Origin of the sequence: Alcaligenes sp. SDU_A2 (assembly GCF_038237375.1) — a bacterium.
Taxonomy (GTDB): Bacteria; Pseudomonadota; Gammaproteobacteria; order Burkholderiales; family Burkholderiaceae_B; genus Alcaligenes.
In genome coordinates this window covers 2,966,438-2,985,882 of the sequence record NZ_CP151273.1, presented here as the reverse complement: position 1 = coordinate 2,985,882, position 19,445 = coordinate 2,966,438, and the positions used below count along the sequence as shown (strand labels likewise).

The window sequence follows — 19,445 nt, the reverse complement described above, 5'->3', positions numbered from 1 at the left end:
TGAATTCCCTCTTGAATCGTCTCACGAATCCCGTCATTGCTCAAGCGCGTGTGCAAACGCGGCGTATTCAGGCAATAGGAAAAAGTGCCTGCCCGGCAGGCAGGCCAGGACTCAGGGCCGCGGCCAGTAGCGTTGCACAATGTCCACGATTTGCTGCGGTGCGTCAGAGGCCAGACAATCCACGTGGTGACGGCCAGGTTCGCTGCGCAGCCAGGTCAGTTGGCGTTTGGCTAATTGGCGTGTGGCGGCAATGGCTTGATCGATGGCATTTTCAAGGCTGATGGCACCGTCCAGGTAGTCCCATATCTGGCGGTATCCGACACAGCGTACCGAGGGCAGTCCGGCATGCAGGTCGCCGCGCGCGTACAGACGGCGAACTTCGTCCAGCAATCCCTGCTCCAGCATGCTGCGGTAGCGCTGTGCGATGCGTCCGTGCAGTTGCAGTCGGTCCGATGGTTCCAGGCTCAGGGTGATGTAGCGCAGTCCGTCGTTCTGTGCTGGGCGCTGTTCTTGCAGCCATGCGCTCATGGGGCGTCCGCTGGACAGGTAAATTTCCAAGGCACGTTGAATGCGTTGGCTATCGTTAGGAGCCAGCCGGGCTGCGGTGTCGGGGTCGACCAGGGCCAGGCGGGCGTGTACGGCGGGCCAGCCTTCTTGACGGGCGTGTTCGTCCAGTTGGTCGCGTATGGACTGATCCGCGCCGGGCAGTTCATTCAGGCCTTCGCGCAGGGCTTTGTAGTAGAGCATGGTGCCGCCGCACAGCAGCGGCAGGTGACCGCGCGTACGGATATCCTGAATCAAGGCCTGGGCGTCGGCGGCAAATTGCGCCGCGCTATAGCGTTCGGCCGGATCGCGTATGTCCAGCAGGTGATGGGGGATGGCGGCCTGCTCCTGCGCCGAGGGCTTGGCGGTGCCTATGTCCATGCCACGGTAGATGGTGGCCGAGTCCATGACGATGATCTCGATGGGCCAGTGCTGCGCCAAGGTGTGGGTTGTGGCGCTTTTGCCGCTGGCGGTAGGGCCGGCCAGACAGAGTATGGGTAGTTCGGTCATTGTCCACGCATAAAGAGTTTGTCCAGCTCGCCCAGCGTCCATTGAAACCATGTGGGGCGGCCATGATTGCACAGATCGGCGCGGTCTGTCTGCTCCATCTTGCGCAGCAGGGCGTTCATCTCCGGAATGGTCAGACGGCGGTTGGCGCGTACGGAGCCGTGGCAGGCCATGGTGGATAGCAGTTCGTTGCGTTGTTCGGCCAGATGGCGTGACGAGCCTACCTGGGCCAGATCGCGCAGCACCGCGCGCGCCAGTGATTCGATGTCACCCTGCGCCAGCAAGGCCGGCACAGCGCGTACGGCCAGGGTGGCGGGACCAGCTGGACTTAGAGTCAGCCCAAGGTCGGCCAGGGTGTGCTGGTGTTCGTCCACCAAGGCGATGTCGCTTTCCGTGCAGGCAAATACCACCGGCACCAGCAAGTCCTGGCGGGGCAGTTCACGCCCGTCCAGCGCTTGTTTAAGCTGTTCGTAGACCACGCGTTCGTGCGCGGCATGCATATCCACCAGGATCATGCCTTGGCGGGTCTCGGACAGGATGTAGATTCCGTGCAACTGGCCCAGCGCCATGCCCAGCGGAAACTCGTCGGACTGGTTGGCATCCATGCCCGTCTCGCCGGTCGGTATATTGCTAGCGTGGGTGTCGATGGGACGATACAGGCTTTTCCAGTCTGCTCCGTAGCTGTTGCTGGGTTCGCGCAGGTTGAAGCTGGATTGCCGGCCAGGGTGGGTGGGCGGCGTGTAGGGCAGGCCGCTTGCCATGCCCGGCAGGCCTCTGGCAGGCGCTGCTGAATTTTCCTGATCTGGCATGGACGGTTGAACAATGGCCCCGTTGGGCAGGGGCATGGCTCCGATAGGCGTCTCTCCGGCCATGCTGCCCTGTGCCAGAGCCTGGCCCACCGTTTGCAGTACGAAGCGGTAGACGGCTCCGCTGTCTCGAAAGCGCACTTCGTGTTTGGCCGGGTGAACATTGACGTCCAATGTGGCTGGGTCTATGTTCAGAAACAAAGCATAGGCGGGCAGGCGGTCGCCATGCAGCACATCCGCGTAGGCGCTGCGTATGGCGTGCGCGACAGTACGGTCGCGCACAAAGCGGCCGTTGACGAACAGGAACTGTTTGTCGGTGCTGGCGCGGGCGTGTGCCGGGTGAATGACCAGGCCACGCAAGCCGATCAGCCCTTGTTCCAAGGCGACGGGCAGGCTTTGGTCCACGAAGTCCTTGCCCAGAATATCCAGCAAGCGTTGTTCCAGTGAACCGGCGCGCCAATGGCGTTGGGGTTTGTCGTTGTGGAATAGACGAAAGGCGATCTGCGGCTGAGCCAGGGCGATGCGCTCCAGGGCGGTGATGCAGTGACCATACTCTGTGCCTTCGGTGCGCAGGAATTTGCGCCGCGCGGGAATATCGTCAAAGAGCTGGCGTACGTCCACGCGGGTGCCGATCTGCCCGGAGGCGGGTTCGGCGGCAGGCTGGCCAGGAATATATTCCCAGGCGTGGGCATCGTCCTGAGTGCGGGAATTTAAGGTCAGGCGAGCAACCGAAGCAATAGAAGGCAGCGCTTCGCCGCGAAATCCCATGGAGACGACGGACTCCAGCTCGTCCAGGCTGCGAATCTTGCTGGTTGCGTGTTGCTGCAGCGCCAATGGCAGCTCCGCCCGGGGGATGCCGTGTCCATCGTCACTGACGGAGATACGGCGTATGCCGCCGCCGTCCAGGCGGACTTCGATGGAGCGCGCGCCGGCATCAATGGCATTTTCCAGCAATTCTTTCAGCACGGAAGCAGGGCGTTCGATGACTTCGCCGGCGGCGATCTGGCTTACAAGCAGCTCGGGGAGTGGGATAATACTGCGGCGTGAAGACATGGAGCGGGTCGCCTTGTGTGGATCTGGACAGGGACGGCGTTATGCTGGCCTGTCGGGTTCAAACGGTCAGCCTGTATTTTACCTGCTTGTGCTTGCGTGTCCGTATGGTCGGCGCTGTGCCGGGCCGGCGGTTTTTTTGGTATTGAACTATGCCTGATCTGCTCAGCATGATCCTTCACATCGACCAGTATCTGGGAATCTGGGTCGAGCAATATGGCTCGTGGATCTACCTTATTTTGTTTTTGATTGTATTTGGCGAAACAGGTTTTGTTGTTTTGCCTTTTTTGCCGGGTGATTCCTTGCTGTTTATTGCCGGCGCATTTGGCGCGTCCGGATTGCTGGACCCGGTGTTGCTGGGTGGCTTGTTGATCGTGGCGGCCGTGCTGGGCAATACCGTCAACTTCGGCGTGGGGCGGTTTCTCGGTCCCAAGGTGTTTACGACGGATTCGCGGTTTCTGGACCGCAAGGCGTTGATCAAGACGCACGCTTTCTACGAAAAGCATGGCGGCAAGACCGTCGTCATTTCTCGTTTCCTGCCGGTGTTTCGTACATTTGCGCCGTTTGTGGCAGGGGTGGGGCGCATGAACGTTTGGCGGTTTCAACTTTTTAATGTTACCGGTGCAGTGCTGTGGGTAGGCAGTCTGGTGACTCTGGGGTATTTCTTTGGCAATGTGCCTTTCATCAAGGCGCATCTGAATACGATTGTGCTTGTGGGCGTGGGCGCAGCCGTTGTGCCGGTGGCCGCCGGGGCGTTGTGGAAACTGTTCAAGCGCAAACACAAAGGTGACAGCCGCTTGCACTGACGGAACCGTCTATCGCAGGCCACGGTGCCCCTGGGGCGGTAATAGGCTTTTGTACTTAGAAAAGGTTCTTCGAGAGGTTTCGGGGGGCCTCGTATGGGGTAGGTCGTTTGGGCTAAGTGGAAAGAAATCCGGGTTCTCGCGAAGCAAGACGGGACGGGTTGGCTTGGCTGTGTTTGACCCAAACGGCGGGAAGTCCGCGTACGTTGTATAAGGCATCAGCCATTCGCTCAATGTTCTGTTGGGTATGGCTATGTATAGCCGCAGCTATGTCATCGGTGTTTTGAGCCATTCAAGCCGTCAGCCCCCTCCGATCTGCTTACGCCTTAAATGGCGTCTTCAAATAGCCAGTTCCTTATCGGCTTGATAAATTGGCGCTCGGGGTTCTTCGAGGAGCCTTATAAAAACGGATTCTGATTCGACACGGAATTTTCTTGCATTGTGCAGAAACAAAAAATGCCAGTCAGCATTCATCTGACTGGCATTGGGTTTGTACGTCGTTTCTTACGACTGTGGGGCCTTAGCCTCGGCTGGCCAGGGCTGGAAATTCGGCGAAGTGGTTGCGTATGCCCGACAGTAATGCCTGGGCAATTTTGTCTTGATGCGAGGAGCTGCGCAGCAGACGCTCTTCTTCAGGGTTACTGATGAAAGCCGTTTCGATCAGAATGGATGGAATGTCCGGGGCCTTGAGCACGGCAAAGCCGGCCCGTTCCACGCGGTTCTTGTGCAACCGATTGATCTTGCCGATTTCACCCAGGATGCGTGAGCCAACCTTGACCGAGTCGTTGATCTGCGCGGCCGTGGACATATCCAGCAGGATCTGGGCGACCTGGCGGTTGTGCGTGCCCAGATTGATGCCTCCGATCAGGTCGGCGTCGTTTTCCTTCTTGGCCAGCCAACGGGCGGCGGAACTGGTGGCTCCGTTCTGTGACAAGGCATAGATAGAAGAGCCGCGTGCGCTGGGTTTGATCCAGGCATCGGCGTGGATACTGACGAACAGGTCGGCTTTGACGCGTCGCGCCTTTTGCACGCGTACTTGCAACGGTACGAAAAAGTCAGCATCGCGCGTCAGGTAAGTGCGCATATTAGGCTGGCTATCGATCAGGCGCTTCAGACGCCGGGCGATGCTAAGAACCACATCTTTTTCGCGTGTGCCGCCCGGGCCGATCGCCCCGGGGTCTTCGCCGCCGTGTCCGGGGTCCAGTGCGATCAGCAAGGGGCGGTTCGGAGCCCGGGGCGTGCGACCATTGGAAGGTGGCGTTGGGACTGCGACAGGCGGTGACGGCGTGCGCGCTACGGGAGGCAAGGATTGTCCCTTGACGGTAGGCACAGGCGCATCGGGAGAATTTTGGGCCAGGCTTTCCAGCACCGAGGCCAGGGGGTCGTTATCGTCCTGAATCTGCAAAGCCAGCAATGGGTCCTGCGCAATGCGCGGATACAGATCCAGCACCAGACGGTACTTGTATTCGCCCACCGGTTTGAGGGTAAAGATCTGGGGGGCGACGGCTTGTTTCAGATCCAGCACCAGACGCACCACATCGGGCCGGTTCTGGCCTACCCGCACGGAGCGGATATAGGGATCGTTGGGGCGCACCTTGGAAACCAGCTCTTCGATGGTGCGGTTCATGGTCAGGCCCTGAATGTCCACCACCATGCGGTGAGGGTTTTCCAGGGTGAAGTGCTCGGCCTTCAGTTCGCTGTCCATCTCCAGCGTGACGCGGGTGTATTCATCGGCGGGCCAGGTGCGTACGGCCACGATCGTGCTGGCTTGGGCAAGCCGGGGGATTACCGGGAGCAGGAACAGGGTCGTGGCCGTAGCGACGAATCGGCGACGGGCCTGGCCGGCGGTGCCTACTTCTGCTGGCTGGGGGCGAGTGTCGTAATCCATAGCGTTCCTTTGGCGCTGTGTGCATTCAGGGTGGCCAGACGACCGTCGCCACAATAATCCAGGTGTAAATCCAGATCGGGCGCGGGCAGTAAATTCCCTGCTTTTTCAGGCCATTCGATCAATACGACCGTGTTGTCTTGCAAAATATCACGAAAACCAGCGTCTACCCATTCTCGTGAATCGCTAAATCTATAGAAATCAAGATGATAGAAGTATAAGCTAGAAACTTTATAACTTTCAAGCAGCGCGTAGCTGGGGCTTTTGATTCGACCCGTTACGCCGCAGGCGCGCAACAACGCCCGCACGAAGTGCGTCTTGCCCGCTCCCAGGTCGCCATGCAGGTGGATGCGCCCGCCTGGCTGCGTGCCTGGCCGCTGACCGGTCAGAAGGGGGGCGAAGCGCTCGGCCAGGGCCGTGGTGGCGTCCTCGTCCGGCAGGCTCAGCGTCAAGGTGTTCAGTGTCATGGCAGTTACGCGCAGATCAGCCGGCCACGGCCAGCCAGAAAGGGATGGTAAAGCCCGCTAGTATAGTGCCGATCGACATGGTCAGCGCGACCAGGCGGCTATCGGCGCCCATGCGCGCCGCCAGCACATGCGCCGAGGATGCGGTGGGCAGGGCGGCAAAGATGAGTAGCATCTGATGCTCGATGGGACTGAGCTGCAATAGCCAGCCGGTCAGCAGGGCGACGAGCGGTAGAGCCAGCAGCTTGATGGAGGCCATCCAGGCGATCAAGGGCCCGGCCTGACGCGCGCCCTGCATGGACAGGGTTGCCCCCACGCAGAGCAGGCCTATGCCCAGCGCGCAGGCACCCAGGCGGTTCAAGGCTACGCCGATCGGAGCGGGTAGGGACAGGCCCAGCAGGTTCCAGGCCAGGGCCAGCACGGTCGCCAGTATCAGCGGGTTTTTCAGCACTTCTTTCCAGATGCTGTTCTGTTGGCCGCGCGCCAGCACGCTGACAGCTACCATATTGGCCATCGGCACGGAAAAGCCGACCAGCAGAGCCATTACGGCAACTCCGTCCGATCCCGCCGCTGCGCCGGCTAGCGACATGCCCAGATAGGTATTGAAGCGAAATGCGCATTGTGTAACGGCGGCGTGTTGGCGCATATCGGGTTTCAGGATGGGCAGGGCCAGCCAGGCCAGCAATGTGCCGGCGGCAATCAATGCGGCGGCGGCCAGCAGCAGTGTCCATGCTTCGGACAGGCTGATCGGTGTGCGCGTGATGGAATGAAACAGCAGGGCGGGAAACAGGACGTAGTACACCAGTTTTTCCGCGCCACGAAAAAATTCGGCGCTGAAATGGAAACGGTGTAATAGCAAGGCTCCCAGGGCGATCAGCAGAAAGTCGGGCAGAATCAGCGAAAAAATGGCGGGCATGGCAACGAGTGCGTAGTCGGATCTATCAGGGATGTCCTGTATCAATAGACTCTACATTATTTGACGATGCTTTTGATCAGCTGCGCTACTATTGACACGCACCCCTTATCCAGGGGGAGGTACCACAAAAAGGTTTAACAGGAGAGACACCCTATGACAACGAAGCCCTATCGACGCTTTGCGCTCTTATCCCTTTGTGCAGGTCTGGCCGCCGTCGGTTTCAGTCAGTCGGTCCAGGCGGCTGAAGACTATCCTAAGCAGGCCATTCGGGTCATCGTGCCGTTTGCGCCCGGCGGCTCTACCGATATCGTGACGCGCATCGTTACCAAGGGCATGAGCGAGATCCTGGGCCAGTCCATGGTCGTGGAAAACAAGGGCGGTGCCGGCGGTGCGATCGGCGCGGCCGAAGCGGCGCGTGCCAAGCCCGATGGCTACACACTGTCCATCGCGACGGTATCGACGCTGGCTGTGAATCCAGCATGCCGCCCCAACGATCTGCCTTATGACCCCCTGAAGGATTTCGTGCCGGTCACCAATTTTGCCAATGTGCCCAACGTGATCGAGGTCAATCCTTCCTTCCCGGCCAAGACCTTCAAAGAGTTCGTGCAGCAGCTCAAGGACAATCCCGGCAAGTATTCCTACGGCAGCTCGGGCACCTGCTCGGTGTTGCACTTGTTTGGCGAGGCGTTCAAGCAGGCGACCGGTACCGACATCGTCCATGTGCCGTATCGCGGCTCGGGTCCAGCCGTTGCGGACGCCGTAGGCGGCCAGATCAACGCCATGTTCGATAACCTGCCGTCGTCGATGGGGCAGATCCAGGGCGGCAACCTGCGTGCGTTGGCCATTGCCTGGCCCGAGCGCCTGTCCAGCCTGAAGGATGTACCTACCTTGGCCGAAGAGGGCTATCCGCAGTTGAACAGCCCTGCTTGGTATGGCTTGCTGGCTCCCAAGGGCACGCCGCCCGAAGTCGTGGCCAAATTGCACGACGCTGCTGTGCAGGCCTTGAAGTCCCCGGAAATCATAGAGGCCCTGGAAAAGCAAGGGGCTGCTCCATCGGGCAACACGCCCGAAGAGTTCGGCAAGGAAATCAAGGAGCAGTACGACTGGGCACGTGACGTGGTCAAAAAGGGCAATATCAAGCTGGAATAAATAGTTGATGCGTTGCGAAAACCCCGGTTTTTAGTGAGTCAGGCAGTGTAAAAAATCGGTTTAAAGCCCGAATCCGGTTTGGCACCGGGTTTGGGCTTTTTAGTTGGGGGCCGATACGTTCGCGCTGCGGTTCGTAGACCAGAAACCTAGGGCGAGGACCGGCGGCAGAAAAAAAAGAAACAAGGTTTGAGGGGCGATCCAGGGTTCCAGCAGCCCTCCTAGCAGACCGCCCAGGATACCGCCGCCAGGTCCTGCTAGGGCATTGATGTAAGCGGCCTGGCTAAACCCAATTGACCGCCCCAGGTCCGCAAAGTCGGTCAGGTTAATGATCTGCAGCAGGCCCAGGCCCATTCCCAGGCCTGCGGCAGACAGATAGATCGTACTTGGGGTGTCGGCCACGGGCAGGCTTAGCAAAGCCAATGCCGTCAGTGCTAGGCCTGTCCGCCGACTGCCCATAGGATGGGATACCACACACTTACCGGCGCAGACCAGAGTGCCAACAAAGACACAGCCTTGTGTGGCGACAGCGATCCCGGCGACCGTTTCGGGCAGGTGCAGGTAACGCAACACAATAATGACGATGTAGAAAATAAAGTAGGCGTTCAGCGTTTGTATGGCAAATTCCCATAGCGCTACTTTGCGCACCAAGGGGATGCGCGTCAGGCTGACGTTGTTGGTCGGGGTTGTCGGAGTCGTGTGCGAACGCAAGGGTAGAGGGTGTCGGCCGATTCCTACGTGAAAGACTGCGATATTGAGCACAAAGATGAATGCGGCCAAGGGAAACGCGTAAGCGGCACCGACACGCGGAAAAACAAACGTAGCCAGCAAGGCCCCCATGAAGGTCATGCCGATAATGTGGGCAGCCCTGAACCAACCGGCTTTTTGTTTGCCCAGTGTCTCGAGCTGGCTCATGAATATCGTGTTGATGGACACAAAGCGGGGCGGCATCGCCAAACTACCCATAGCGGTCAATAGCGCCAGAGCGGCAACGGACGGAAACAGTGGGGTGGTCAGGCAAATGCCTAGACCCCAGAGTGACCCGGCCGTAAAGACCTTGTTCGGTCCTGTGGTATCAACCCAGCGGGCGGCGGTCCTTGCTAGGAGCAGCATACCGATGCTTTGCGCAAAGGCCACGATGGCCAGTTGCCAGCCATACGCCCCAAGCTCCACGGCGTACAGGGCTGTGATGACGCGGGTAAAGCCTATGCTCAGGCCCATCAGCAGGGCCAGGCTCAGCAGGGAGAGCCAAAATCGCTCTGGGCTCAAGACGAATGCGCCCGGCTGTGCGTGCCGTCGCAAGCGATAGGCGTATCGCCGGCTACGGTTACGCGACGCATTACTCGTTTCTGGTCGCCATAATCGTTGATGGCGTAGTGCTGAGTTGCCATGTTGTCCCACATCGCAACATCACCCGGAGCCCATGTCCATCGAATCGTGTTTTCCAGACGGGTGATATGGGCCTGGAATATTTCATAGAGTCGATCCGACTCATAGGTGTTGCAGTTGACGAAGCGCTGTGCGTAATGGCCCAGTAATAGGCTTTTTTCGCCGGTTGCGGGATGTATATGGACCAGAGGATGCTCTGTCTTGATGGTTTGAGCCGCGTATTGACGACGATAGGCGCGGGCCGTGTCATCGTGCAATAGCTCGACACGGCTGGCGGCGTAATCGAAATCGTTGCCGTGGACCGCCCACAGTGTATTGGCCAGCGCCTGGAGTTCACGGGGCAAATGCAGGTAGGCGGCGACGGTATTGGCCCAGACGGTGTCACCGCCATAGATGGGTAGTTGAACGGCGCGAAGAATAGAGAGCTTTGGGGGGCACAGGGTAAAGGTAAGGTCGGTGTGCCAGGAGTTGGCACGACCACCGCGGTGTGAGTCCAGTTCCAGAATCTGCGGATCAGCTGTGCTGTTGATGGTCGGGTGGCTAATGATCGTACCGAACTTGCGGGCGAAGTCCTGGTGAATGGCGTCGTTGACGGCATGTTGATTCCTGAAGAACAACACGCGGTGCTTTGTCAGGGCCTGGTGTATCCAGGCGATTTCACTATCGGGAATGCCTTCGCGAATCAATATGCCGTCGACGACAGCCCCGATAGTTCCCGAAATAGGTATGGCTCGATAGGCCGTCTTGGATTCTGGGAGATCGTTGATCTGCATATGATCCTCTGTAGATGAAATATATTGTTTACGCGTGGCTGGGTGTTTTTTGATTTTTCTGTTTTTTGCGTGTTATGGGATAGTAGGTTTTTGCGGAGATTTTTAAAAACAAAAAAGCATTATGAATTTCATAATGCTTTGTAATGATTTATGTGGTTTTTTCCTGTCGCCGCTCTATGGGGAAAGTTGTTCAAGCAAATAGTCATAGAGCCGGCGCGCTGAAGGGGATAGTTCCCGATTGGCCCGGGCCAAGCGCATTTCTGATGAAGGGAGTTCTGGGAAGCCGTCTTCGGTGCCCAGGGTTCGCAGCCCAGGCGTTTGTGCAATCGTTGTTTTCTGAAAAACGCCGACGGCCAGTCCTGCCAGTACAGACGCTTTTAATACGTCTATGCTTAAACTTTCTTGGACCAGTGTCCATTTTTTCCCGGCAGCTTTCAGGGCGTCTTCGGCCCATTGGCGCAACAGAGAGCCGCGCGGCAGGGTTGCCAGAGGCACGGGCGTATTCAGATGGGGCCGGGCGTGCTCGGCGATGGCCCAGACCACAGGGTCGCGGCGCAGCAGTATGCCTTGCGTTTCTCCGGGTCTGTAGGCATTGATGGTGATGTCGAACTTGGATCCAAGCTCTCGGTGCATGTCCTGTGCAATACCGACTTCAAGGTCACTTTGTATATGCGGGTAGCGCTGGGCAAATCTGGCCAAAATAGCCGGTAGGATCTGGGTCGCGTATACGTGAGTGGCTCCGATGCGAACCACGCCTTCTAGTGTGTCGGAACGCAATTGCGTGATGGCCTCGTGCTGTAGAAGCAAGAGACGTTTGGCGTAATCAAGAAGGAGCTGACCGTGTTCCGTCAGTTGTAATTGACGCCTGGAACCGTTGAACAGCGCAACCCCGATGCTGTGCTCCAGCTTGCTGATTTGCTGGCTGACCGATGCCTGTGTGCGATGCAGGTACTGTGCCGCTGCGGTATACCCTTGGCATTCGACTACGGCCACGAATGTGCGTAGTAATTCCAAAGATAACAGGCGCGAACGCAAGACATCCGTGTCGTGTCTGAAATAGGGCTGGGTTGGTGTTATATGTTTCGAAGGCATGGTTCATTCCAAGAGCCCGTTTCGTATTTTGGTTTTGACAGTCAGGATAGTGTATAGGGAATTCCAAATTATGCAGGAGATGGTTTTTCTATTTTTTGTATTGGCTTAATTGTTTCCGATGCATGTGATTAAAAAGAGAGAATAAAAAAGCCGGCCCAAAACGGGCCGGCTTTCCGATACAGCCTGTTGGTGCGAATTACACCCGATTAGCCTGCAGCACCGTCAAGGCGGTCATATTGACGATACGGCGCACGGTGGAGCTGTAGGTCAGGACATGGACGGGGGCGTTGGCTCCCAGCAGGAAGGGGCCGATGGCCACATTGCTGCCGGCGGCGGTTTTCAGAAGGTTGTAACTGATGTTGCCGGCATCCACATTCGGGCAGACCAGCAGGTTGGCTGCGCCCTTGAGTGTGCTGGTGGGCAAGGTGCGATTGCGCAAGGCTTCGTCCAAGGCGCAGTCGGCATGCATTTCACCGTCTATCTCCAGTTCCGGTGCTTGTTCGTGCACCAGTTCCAGGGCACGGCGCATCTTGGGGCCGGATGAAGACGAGTCCGAGCCGAAATTCGAGCGCGACAGCAAAGCCACCTTGGGTTCCAGGTTCAAGGAACTAAGCATTTTGGCTGCTTCCACGGTGTATTCGGCGATCTGTTCGGCGCTGGGGTCGTCGTTGACGTGGGTGTCGGTCAAGGCCACGGTGCGTTCACCCAGCAACAGAATGTTCATGGCGGCATAGACGCTGGAGTCAGGCTTGCGGCCTATCATTTCGTCGATGTAGCGCAGGTGGGCATGGTAGGAGCCGATCGTGCCGCAGATCATGCCGTCGGCATCGCCCAGATGGACCATGGTTGCGCCGATCAGCGTCAGGCGACGGCGCATTTCTACGCGAGCCATTTCTTTGCTGATGCCGCGTCGGCACATTTTTTCCCAGTAGGTGGTCCAGTATTGATGAAAGCGATCATCCGATTCCGGGTTGGTCACTTCCACATCTACGCCCAGGCGCAGGCGCAGACCGAACTTCTTGATGCGCGAGAGCAGGACGGCGGGGCGACCGACCAGAATCGGGTGCGCCAGCTTTTCGTCCACAATCACCTGCACCGCACGCAGCACGCGTTCTTCTTCGCCTTCGGTAAAGACGATACGTGCTTTGCCGCCCTCGCGCACCATTTGCTTGGCGATGGCAAAGACCGGCTTCATGAACGCGCCGGAGTGGTAGACGAACTGTTGCAATTTGGCGATGTAGCCGTCCAGATCCGCCAATGGGCGGGTCGCCACGCCGTCCTGCATGGCAGCTTGCGCCACGGCAGGGGCGATGCGCACGATCAGTCGCGGGTCGAAAGGTTTGGGAATCAGGTAATCGGGGCCAAAGCTCAGTCCGTAGCCACCGTAGGCGGCGGCCACGGTTTCATCTTGTTCTTCTTCGGCCAATCCGGCGATGGCATGCACAGCAGCTTTTTCCATACCACGGGTGATGGTGGTGGCACCTACATCCAAGGCACCTCGGAAAATGTAGGGAAAGCACAGCACATTGTTGACCTGGTTCGGGAAGTCCGAACGACCGGTGGCCATGATAACGTCAGGACGTGCTTCCTTCGCCACTTCGGGGAGGATTTCGGGAGTGGGGTTGGCCAGGGCCATCACAAAAGGACGGTCGGCCATTTTTTTGAGCATCTCGGCTTTCAAGACGCCGCCGGCCGACAGGCCGACAAAGACGTCGGCATTGTCGATGACATCATTCAGCGTGCGTGCCTGAGTGTCCTTGGCGAAACGCGCCAGTTCGGGCACCTGGTGGCCGGGGCGGCCCTGGTAGACCACGCCGTCAATGTCGGTTACCCAGACATTTTCCTCGGGCAAACCCATGTCCACCATCAGATCCAGGCAGGCCAAGGCGGCGGCCCCGGCCCCGGAGGTCACGACCTTGATCGTTTTGATATCCTTGCCGACCACTTTAAGACCGTTCAGGAAAGCAGCGGTCACGCAGATGGCCGTGCCGTGCTGATCGTCGTGGAACACAGGAATGTTCATGCGCGCACGCAGCTTGCGTTCCACCTCGAAGCATTCGGGGGCCTTGATGTCTTCCAGGTTGATGCCGCCGAAGGTCGGCTCCAGACCGGCGATGATGTCCACCAGCTTGTCCGGGTCGGTTTCGTTGATCTCGATGTCGAACACATCCATGCCGGCAAACTTCTTGAACAGGACGGCCTTGCCTTCCATCACCGGCTTGGAGGCCAGCGCGCCGATATTGCCCAGGCCCAGCACGGCGGTGCCGTTGGAGATTACGCCTACCAGATTGCCACGGCCCGTAAAGCGGAACACATTCTTGGGGTCAGCGACGATCTCTTCGCAGGCGGCGGCCACGCCGGGCGAATAGGCCAGCCCCAGATCGCGTTGGTTGACCAGCGGCTTGGTGGCGGCAATCGTGACTTTGCCGGGAATGGGGAATTCGTGATAATCCAATGCGGCTTGGCGGTCTACCGTCGTGCTCATGGTGTCCTCTCTAACAAGAAGCCGGCGTACGTGCCGACCGAAGTGTCGGGGGCCGGCTAGCGCCGGCAGCAATCATTCAAGCAGTGTAGATAGCTGAGCGGCAGGTGCTATTTCGTTTTATTATTCCCCTATTAGTAAACACTTATGGGTTGATATGGCGGCTACGGACTCAACGGATTTGGCGCATCGATTGCTTAGTCGGCTCAAATTGCGCCACTTGTCCTTGCTGCTGCAGATTGACCGCCTGGGTTCGCTGACTAAAGTGGCCGAATATATGGCTACCAGTCAGCCTGCCGTGACCCAGGCATTGGCCGAAGCCGAACAGGTTTTTGGCGCGCCCTTGTTTTTGCGTTCTTCGCGGGGCATGACGGCCACCGACCAGGGGCGCATCGTCTTGCTGCGCGCGCGTGCCATGTTGCAGGATCTGGAACTGCTCAGTCTGGATCTGCAGGCGCATGCGGCCGGACGGCAGGCCCACTTGCGCCTGGGGGTGGTGCCTATGGTGTCGGGCAAGTTGATCTCCAGCGCCATTCGCGATACGCGTCCGCAAGATCAGGCCGTGTCCGTCAGCGTTCAGGAAGGTCTGACCGAAGAGCTGTTGGCGCAATTGCTGGATCATTCCTTGGATTGCGTCGTGGCCCGCATATCGCCCGGACTGAACATGAAAGGGGTGCGCCATGATGCACTGTATCTGCAACATCCGCGCCTGATCGCCGGTCGTGAACTGGCCGGCCGGCTGGGGCGGCGCAGACTGGACTGGACGCATCTGCAAGATCTTGACTGGATCATGGGGCCGCGCGGTACCCCCATGCGCCGCCAGGTCGTGGATTTGTTTCTGAAGGCCGGTTTGCTGGAGCCCGTACCCATTGTGGAGACGGCATCGCCCAAGCTGATCGGCGAATTGATCGCCAACAACCCCCGCGCCGTTTCCGTCGTACCCACGGAGATTGCCGAAGAGCTGGTGCGTGTATCGGGCGTGGCGATCGTGCCCTATTCGTTCGAGTGGGCCTTGTCGCCTGTGGCTTTGTTCACCCGGGAGCAAGGTCCCCATCGCCCCGTGGATCTCTTGTTTGGTCAGGCGCTCAAGCGCCTGTGTACGGATAAGACTGTGCCTTTGGAGCGCGGGGCGTTTTTCTATTGAGCATAGGCGAAAGCCCTGAACCGCCGGCGAATGGTTTCTTGCTTGAGACTTTCTTCGCATGCATCTAGCTGATACACTTTGCGCCTGCTTTTCTTCAGCGCATCGTGGTCGATAGAGACGACAATGCCGCTGCGGGCCCATAGTTAAATGGATATAACTTTCCCCTCCTAAGGGAAGATTGCAGGTTCGATTCCTGCTGGGCCCGCCATGCCTTCATGATTTCAGCGTGTGTACGTCAAGCTGGGCTTCTGCCCAGAATCGGCGTTCGTGCGCAGCGCAGGGTTGCAATGACACTTCAGGGTTGGAAACGCCGCGTGTTGTACGTGGGCTTGTTTGAGTTTTTCGCGATTGTTTTTTCGTCATTTCTGCTGGCGTATTTTGCCGGTGGGGCAACGTCCGATTCCGTGCCTATCGCGGTGGCGATTTCGGCGGTGGCCATTGCCTGGAACTATGTGTTCAACACCTTGTTTGAATTCTGGGAGTCGCGCCAGGCAGTCAAAGGGCGCAGCGTGCTGCGTCGCTGTGTGCATGCGATCAGCTTCGAGACGGGTCTGGTCCTGTTTATCGTGCCTATGTATATGTGGTGGTATCAGGTCGGATTCTTGGTCGCTTTGCAGATGGAAATAGCGATTCTGATCTTTTTTCTGTTTTATTCGTTTTGCTTCAGTTGGTCTTTTGACCGGGTGTTCGGCTTGCCGAGCAGTGCCACGTGATCGCAGGTTTTACCCGAATGAAAACAGGCCGCAATCGCGGCCTGTTTGTATTTCGGCGGCTTAGGCTGTCTGCATCTTGGCTTCGCGTATAGGCAGGTTTACCAGAGCGGCCATCGCTGCCAGAGCGATGTCGGCATACCACATCCAACTGTAGTCGCCGAACTCGGTCAGGGCGATGCCGCCCAGCCAGGCCCCCAGAAAACCGCCGATCTGGTGTGATAGCAGGGTCAGGCCAAAAAGGGTGGCCAGGTAGCGGGTGCCGAATAATTTACCGACGATGCCTGCCGTCGGCGGTACCGTCGCCAACCAGGTAAAGCCCAGGCCGATGGCAAACAGGTAGAACACCCAATCGGTCTTGGGCATCAGCAAGTACCAGATAATCAACAGCGCGCGCGAGGCATACATCAGGGCCAGGACATGCTTGCTGCGATAGCGGGCGATCCAGGAGCCGGCGGCGATGCTGCCGAAGATGTTGGACAGGCCGATCAAGGCCAGCGACCAACTGGCGACCGAGGGCGGCAGGCCGCACAGATCGATCTCGCCGGGCAGGTGGGTGACCAGAAAGGCAATGTGGAATCCACAGGTGAAAAAGCCCAGGTTCAGCAGCAGGTAGCTGCGGTCTTGTGCCGCTTCTTTGACGGCATGCCGCAAGCCCTTACTGGGCGCTGCTGTGGGATGTGAGGCCGGGCGCACGTTGTGGGCGCTGCTTAGCTTGCGGATCAGCGGCAACGTCAGCAGTGCCGTCAGCGCCAGCACCCATAAGGCCGACATCCAGCCAAACAGCTGAATCAGTTTCTGGACCAGGGGGGCAAAGACGAATTGGCCGAACGAGCCCCCCGCGTTGATCAAGCCGGAGGCCTGACCACGAGCATGGTCCGGCAGGCGCTGCGCAGCTGCACCGATCAGGGTGGAAAAACTGCCTGCGCCTGCGCCGATATTGGCCAGCAGACCCAAGGTGACCGTCAGGCCCAGGCCAGTGCCGATAAACGGGGTGGCGGCGCAGCCCAGCGCCAAAATAAGCAGTCCGGCCGCCAGCACCCGGTCCGGCCCCCAGCGATCGGCGCAGGCACCGGCAATAGGCTGAATGGCACCCCAGGCCAGTTGCCCGACGGCCATCGCGAAACTGATGGACATAATGCCCATGCCAGTGCTTTTGTCGATAGGGTGGATGAACAGTCCGAACGACTGCCGTATCCCCATTGTCACCATCAGAATGCCGGCGGCCGCCAGGGCGATGACCATCACCCCGGGTTGGCGCAAAGATTGAAACATGAAGCCCCCTCTTATATTTAGGCGTCAATTATCTGGTGAAAGGTGGTGACGGGCCAAGAGAGAGGGGCAAGTGGCTCATACGGCGTACGTTTGCCGTCGACAAAAGCAGGGAATGGGGGTGATCAGGTTTTGTCCAGGCTGGCCTGGACGCTGCGGGCTTTCAGCGTGTCGACCAGGGCTTGCGGCGACACGCCGACCAGATAGCCGCGCCGTCCGCCATTCACGTAGATGGTGTCGTAATCCAGCAGTTCGGCTTCGATCCAGATCGGCATGGCTTTGCGGGTGGCAAAAGGCGAGGTGCCGCCGACCATATAGCCGGAGTGACGCTGGGCGACCTCGGGCTTGCAGGGGGCTATTTTCTTGGCTCCGGTCTGGCGAGCCAGATTCTTGGTGGAGACTTCCCGGTCGCCATGCATGACGATGATCAAGGGTTTGGCGTTCTCGTCTTCCATGATCAAGGTCTTGGCGACCTGGTGGGGATCTAGTCCTAGCTGGCGTGCCGCTTCGCCGGCACCGCCGTGATCGATGTACTCGTAGCTGTGTTCGGTAAAGGGTATGTTTTGTTTGCGCAGCCACTGGGTGGCGGGCGTTTCACTGACGTGTTTTTCTTTGGCCATGATGAACAGGGCGCGTCTAGGCGCGCGGGTGGTGGGCGGCGTGTAACGCTTTCAGGCGTTCACGGGCCACATGAGTATAAATCTGCGTCGTCGAAATGTCCGCATGGCCCAACAGCATCTGGACGACGCGCAGGTCCGCGCCGTGATTGAGCAGGTGGGTGGCAAAGGCATGGCGCAACACATGGGGCGACAAAGGAGCTTGAATGCCTGCCCGCGCAGCGTATTTTTTGACGATCAGCCAGAACGACTGACGCGTCATGCAGGTGCCGCGTCCGGTGATGAACAGGAAGTCGCTGCGGCGCTGGCCGAGCAGGGCTGGGCGGGATTGCTGCAGATACCAATTGATCCAGTGCAGGGCTTCTTGTCCCAGCGGAACCAGTCTGTCTTTGCCGCCCTTGCCTTGGTCTATACGCACAATGCCGTCGCTCAGGCTCAGGTTCTGCACGGGCAGTTCGGTCAGTTCGCTTACGCGCAGGCCTGTGGCGTACAGCGTCTCGAGCATGCAGCGGTCGCGCAGGCCCAGTTCTGTGTGGGGGTCGGGGGCCGCCAGCAGGTGTTCCACCTGCTCCTCGGACAAGGTATGCGGCATGCGAGGGGCCTGGCGGGCACCGCTCAGTTCCAGGCAGGGGTCGTCCTGGCGCAGGCCTTCGCGCAAGACCCAATCGTAAAAACGGCGCAGCGTGGCCAGACGGCGGTTGGCGGTGCTGGCCTTGGTGTCGGTGGCTTGGCTGGCCATCCAGTCTTGTAGGTCAGTGGTAGCCAGTTGTTCGAGCGGGGTATCCGGCCGCCTGGACTGCGCCCATTCGGCCAGCCGCTCCAGATCCTGGCGATACGCTTGCTGTGTATTGGCGGCCAGGCCATCTTGTAGCCAGAGCATGGCAATGAAATCGTCAATGCGGGAAGGAGTCATGGGCTGGGGCAAAGAGTTGGAGGCAGAGGATAGCGGCCCTCCATTCGGTTTTCTGCCTATGCTATCACCGAGCGATGATGAGGATATTCCCGATGGCGGATTGACCATCGCTATATACCTATATATATTTCCTGATTGCACTTATCGGGCATTGCCTGTTCACGAGGAGAAAACCATGTTCAAACGCGTATTGTCGGCCGCTGCTCTGGCCTTGCTGGTGCAAGGCACCGCCCAGGCAGACGAACTGGTGGTGGCCGCTGCCGCCAGCCTGACCAATGCCTTTAAGGATCTGGCTACCCAGTTCGAGGCCAAGCATCCTGGCACCAAGGTGCTGACCAGCTTTGCCGCATCGGATGTGCTGCTGCAGCAGATCGTTAACGGCGCACCGGTGGATGTGTTCGCCTCGGCTGACCAGAAAGCGATGAACAAGGCCGAAGAGGCCAAGGTGGTCGATCCGGCCACCCGCAAGAACTTTGTACAGAATCAGGTGGTGCTGGTTGTGCCTACCGACAACCCTGCCAAGGTCGGCAATGCCGGCGATCTGGGCAAGCCCGAGGTCAAGCGCGTCGCCATTGGCAATCCAGCCACCGTTCCTGTGGGCCGTTACACGCAAGCCGCCCTGGAAAAGGCAGGGCAGTGGGAAGCGGTCAAGCAGCGCGAGATCCTGGGGCAGAACGTGCGCCAGGTGCTCGATTATGTGTCGCGCGGCGAGGTCGAGGCCGGTTTTGTGTTCGCTACCGATGCCGCTATCATGAAGGACAAGGTCACTGTTCTGGAAACGCTCAAGACGACCGAGCCGGTCACCTATCCGATCGCTTTGGTCAAGCGCGAAGGGCGCAATGACAAGGCCCAGGCTTTCCAGGATTTCGTTCTTTCCGAAACAGGGCAGCAAGTGCTGGCAAAATATGGTTTTGCCAAACCCTGATCGTTACG

General features: G+C 58.8%; 17 protein-coding genes and 1 tRNA gene. 6 read left to right on the top strand and 12 right to left on the bottom strand.

The window, feature by feature from the left end; all coding sequences use genetic code 11:
• Positions 1-111 precede the first annotated feature (111 nt).
• A complete protein-coding gene (gene miaA / locus AADW57_RS13830; protein WP_341667474.1) occupies positions 112-1,053 on the bottom strand; it encodes a tRNA (adenosine(37)-N6)-dimethylallyltransferase MiaA in 942 nt (313 codons plus the stop codon).
• Positions 1,050-2,909 (bottom strand): DNA mismatch repair endonuclease MutL, encoded by a 1,860-nt coding sequence (gene mutL / locus AADW57_RS13825; RefSeq protein ID WP_341667473.1) that lies wholly within the window; start codon positions 2,907-2,909, stop codon positions 1,050-1,052. Before mutL ends, miaA begins: the two co-directional genes overlap by 4 nt.
• Positions 2,910-3,058: 149 nt before the next feature.
• Here mutL and AADW57_RS13820 point away from each other — a divergent pair, with 149 nt between their 5' ends.
• Positions 3,059-3,712 carry a VTT domain-containing protein gene (locus AADW57_RS13820; protein ID WP_341667472.1) on the top strand — a complete coding sequence of 218 codons (654 nt, stop codon included), beginning with the start codon at positions 3,059-3,061 and terminating at the stop codon, positions 3,710-3,712.
• A gap of 517 nt (positions 3,713-4,229) precedes the next feature.
• Here AADW57_RS13820 and AADW57_RS13815 read toward each other — a convergent pair.
• The 3 genes from AADW57_RS13815 to AADW57_RS13805 are packed head-to-tail and all read right to left on the bottom strand — an operon-like array spanning position 4,230 to position 6,974.
• Positions 4,230-5,597 carry an N-acetylmuramoyl-L-alanine amidase gene (locus tag AADW57_RS13815; protein WP_341667471.1) on the bottom strand — a complete coding sequence of 456 codons (1,368 nt, stop codon included), beginning with the start codon at positions 5,595-5,597 and terminating at the stop codon, positions 4,230-4,232.
• Entirely contained in the window at positions 5,561-6,061 is a 501-nt protein-coding gene (gene tsaE / locus AADW57_RS13810) for a tRNA (adenosine(37)-N6)-threonylcarbamoyltransferase complex ATPase subunit type 1 TsaE (RefSeq protein ID WP_341667470.1), read from the bottom strand. Before tsaE ends, AADW57_RS13815 begins: the two co-directional genes overlap by 37 nt.
• Positions 6,062-6,077: 16 nt before the next feature.
• Positions 6,078-6,974, bottom strand: coding sequence for an AEC family transporter (locus tag AADW57_RS13805; RefSeq protein WP_341667469.1), 897 nt, complete (start codon positions 6,972-6,974; stop codon positions 6,078-6,080).
• A gap of 153 nt (positions 6,975-7,127) precedes the next feature.
• Here AADW57_RS13805 and AADW57_RS13800 point away from each other — a divergent pair, with 153 nt between their 5' ends.
• Complete coding sequence (locus AADW57_RS13800) at positions 7,128-8,123, top strand: tripartite tricarboxylate transporter substrate binding protein BugE (protein WP_341667468.1); 996 nt, start codon at positions 7,128-7,130, stop codon at positions 8,121-8,123.
• Positions 8,124-8,222: 99 nt separating this feature from the next.
• Here AADW57_RS13800 and AADW57_RS13795 read toward each other — a convergent pair whose 3' ends face one another.
• From AADW57_RS13795 to AADW57_RS13780, 4 genes are all read right to left on the bottom strand, one after another.
• Positions 8,223-9,389 carry a hypothetical protein gene (locus AADW57_RS13795; protein ID WP_341667467.1) on the bottom strand — a complete coding sequence of 389 codons (1,167 nt, stop codon included), beginning with the start codon at positions 9,387-9,389 and terminating at the stop codon, positions 8,223-8,225.
• Positions 9,386-10,282 carry a TauD/TfdA dioxygenase family protein gene (locus AADW57_RS13790; protein WP_341667465.1) on the bottom strand — a complete coding sequence of 299 codons (897 nt, stop codon included), beginning with the start codon at positions 10,280-10,282 and terminating at the stop codon, positions 9,386-9,388. Before AADW57_RS13790 ends, AADW57_RS13795 begins: the two co-directional genes overlap by 4 nt.
• 174 nt (positions 10,283-10,456) lie before the next feature.
• Positions 10,457-11,374 carry a LysR substrate-binding domain-containing protein gene (locus AADW57_RS13785; RefSeq protein WP_341667464.1) on the bottom strand — a complete coding sequence of 306 codons (918 nt, stop codon included), beginning with the start codon at positions 11,372-11,374 and terminating at the stop codon, positions 10,457-10,459.
• A 196-nt stretch (positions 11,375-11,570) separates the two neighbouring features.
• A complete protein-coding gene (locus AADW57_RS13780; protein WP_341667463.1) occupies positions 11,571-13,859 on the bottom strand; it encodes an NADP-dependent malic enzyme in 2,289 nt (762 codons plus the stop codon).
• A gap of 154 nt (positions 13,860-14,013) precedes the next feature.
• Between AADW57_RS13780 and AADW57_RS13775 the strand changes: the two genes are divergently transcribed.
• From AADW57_RS13775 to AADW57_RS13765, 3 genes are all read left to right on the top strand, one after another.
• Positions 14,014-15,000, top strand: coding sequence for a LysR substrate-binding domain-containing protein (locus AADW57_RS13775; protein WP_445819150.1), 987 nt, complete (start codon positions 14,014-14,016; stop codon positions 14,998-15,000).
• 133 nt (positions 15,001-15,133) lie between these two features.
• Positions 15,134-15,208: transfer RNA gene (locus AADW57_RS13770), tRNA-Arg, on the top strand.
• Positions 15,209-15,287: 79 nt separating this feature from the next.
• Positions 15,288-15,713: a PACE efflux transporter gene (locus AADW57_RS13765; protein WP_341667461.1), complete on the top strand. Its 426-nt coding sequence runs from the start codon at positions 15,288-15,290 to the stop codon at positions 15,711-15,713.
• A 60-nt stretch (positions 15,714-15,773) separates the two neighbouring features.
• On the opposite strand, the gene AADW57_RS13760 is transcribed toward AADW57_RS13765, so the two are convergent.
• The 3 genes from AADW57_RS13760 to xerD form a co-directional block, all read right to left on the bottom strand.
• Positions 15,774-16,985, bottom strand: a complete 1,212-nt coding sequence (locus AADW57_RS13760) for an MFS transporter (protein WP_341667460.1) — start codon at positions 16,983-16,985, stop codon at positions 15,774-15,776.
• 122 nt (positions 16,986-17,107) lie between these two features.
• The gene (gene ybaK / locus AADW57_RS13755; protein ID WP_341667459.1) at positions 17,108-17,602 is read right to left on the bottom strand and encodes a Cys-tRNA(Pro) deacylase; all 495 of its coding nucleotides are present in this window, start codon (positions 17,600-17,602) and stop codon (positions 17,108-17,110) included.
• Positions 17,603-17,618: 16 nt separating this feature from the next.
• Entirely contained in the window at positions 17,619-18,512 is an 894-nt protein-coding gene (xerD, locus tag AADW57_RS13750) for a site-specific tyrosine recombinase XerD (protein ID WP_341667458.1), read from the bottom strand.
• A gap of 175 nt (positions 18,513-18,687) precedes the next feature.
• On the opposite strand from xerD, the gene modA reads away from it, so the two are divergent.
• On the top strand, positions 18,688-19,437 hold the full coding sequence (gene modA / locus AADW57_RS13745; RefSeq protein ID WP_341667457.1) for a molybdate ABC transporter substrate-binding protein: 750 nt from the start codon (positions 18,688-18,690) through the stop codon (positions 19,435-19,437).
• Positions 19,438-19,445: the final 8 nt, after the last annotated feature.

Bases quoted from the DNA above. Each gene is read 5' to 3' on its own strand.
- ybaK (WP_341667459.1), bottom strand. From the start codon at position 17,602: ATGGCCAAAGAAAAACACGTCAGTGAAACGCCCGCCACCCAGTGGCTG.
- modA (WP_341667457.1), top strand. From the start codon at position 18,688: ATGTTCAAACGCGTATTGTCGGCCGCTGCTCTGGCCTTGCTGGTGCAA.
- tsaE (WP_341667470.1), bottom strand. From the start codon at position 6,061: ATGACACTGAACACCTTGACGCTGAGCCTGCCGGACGAGGACGCCACC.
- xerD (WP_341667458.1), bottom strand. From the start codon at position 18,512: ATGACTCCTTCCCGCATTGACGATTTCATTGCCATGCTCTGGCTACAA.
- AADW57_RS13805 (WP_341667469.1), bottom strand. From the start codon at position 6,974: ATGCCCGCCATTTTTTCGCTGATTCTGCCCGACTTTCTGCTGATCGCC.
- AADW57_RS13780 (WP_341667463.1), bottom strand. From the start codon at position 13,859: ATGAGCACGACGGTAGACCGCCAAGCCGCATTGGATTATCACGAATTC.
- AADW57_RS13815 (WP_341667471.1), bottom strand. From the start codon at position 5,597: ATGGATTACGACACTCGCCCCCAGCCAGCAGAAGTAGGCACCGCCGGC.
- AADW57_RS13775 (WP_445819150.1), top strand. From the start codon at position 14,014: ATGGCGGCTACGGACTCAACGGATTTGGCGCATCGATTGCTTAGTCGG.
- AADW57_RS13820 (WP_341667472.1), top strand. From the start codon at position 3,059: ATGCCTGATCTGCTCAGCATGATCCTTCACATCGACCAGTATCTGGGA.
- AADW57_RS13765 (WP_341667461.1), top strand. From the start codon at position 15,288: ATGACACTTCAGGGTTGGAAACGCCGCGTGTTGTACGTGGGCTTGTTT.
- AADW57_RS13785 (WP_341667464.1), bottom strand. From the start codon at position 11,374: ATGCCTTCGAAACATATAACACCAACCCAGCCCTATTTCAGACACGAC.
- AADW57_RS13790 (WP_341667465.1), bottom strand. From the start codon at position 10,282: ATGCAGATCAACGATCTCCCAGAATCCAAGACGGCCTATCGAGCCATA.
- AADW57_RS13760 (WP_341667460.1), bottom strand. From the start codon at position 16,985: ATGTTTCAATCTTTGCGCCAACCCGGGGTGATGGTCATCGCCCTGGCG.
- mutL (WP_341667473.1), bottom strand. From the start codon at position 2,909: ATGTCTTCACGCCGCAGTATTATCCCACTCCCCGAGCTGCTTGTAAGC.
- miaA (WP_341667474.1), bottom strand. From the start codon at position 1,053: ATGACCGAACTACCCATACTCTGTCTGGCCGGCCCTACCGCCAGCGGC.
- AADW57_RS13800 (WP_341667468.1), top strand. From the start codon at position 7,128: ATGACAACGAAGCCCTATCGACGCTTTGCGCTCTTATCCCTTTGTGCA.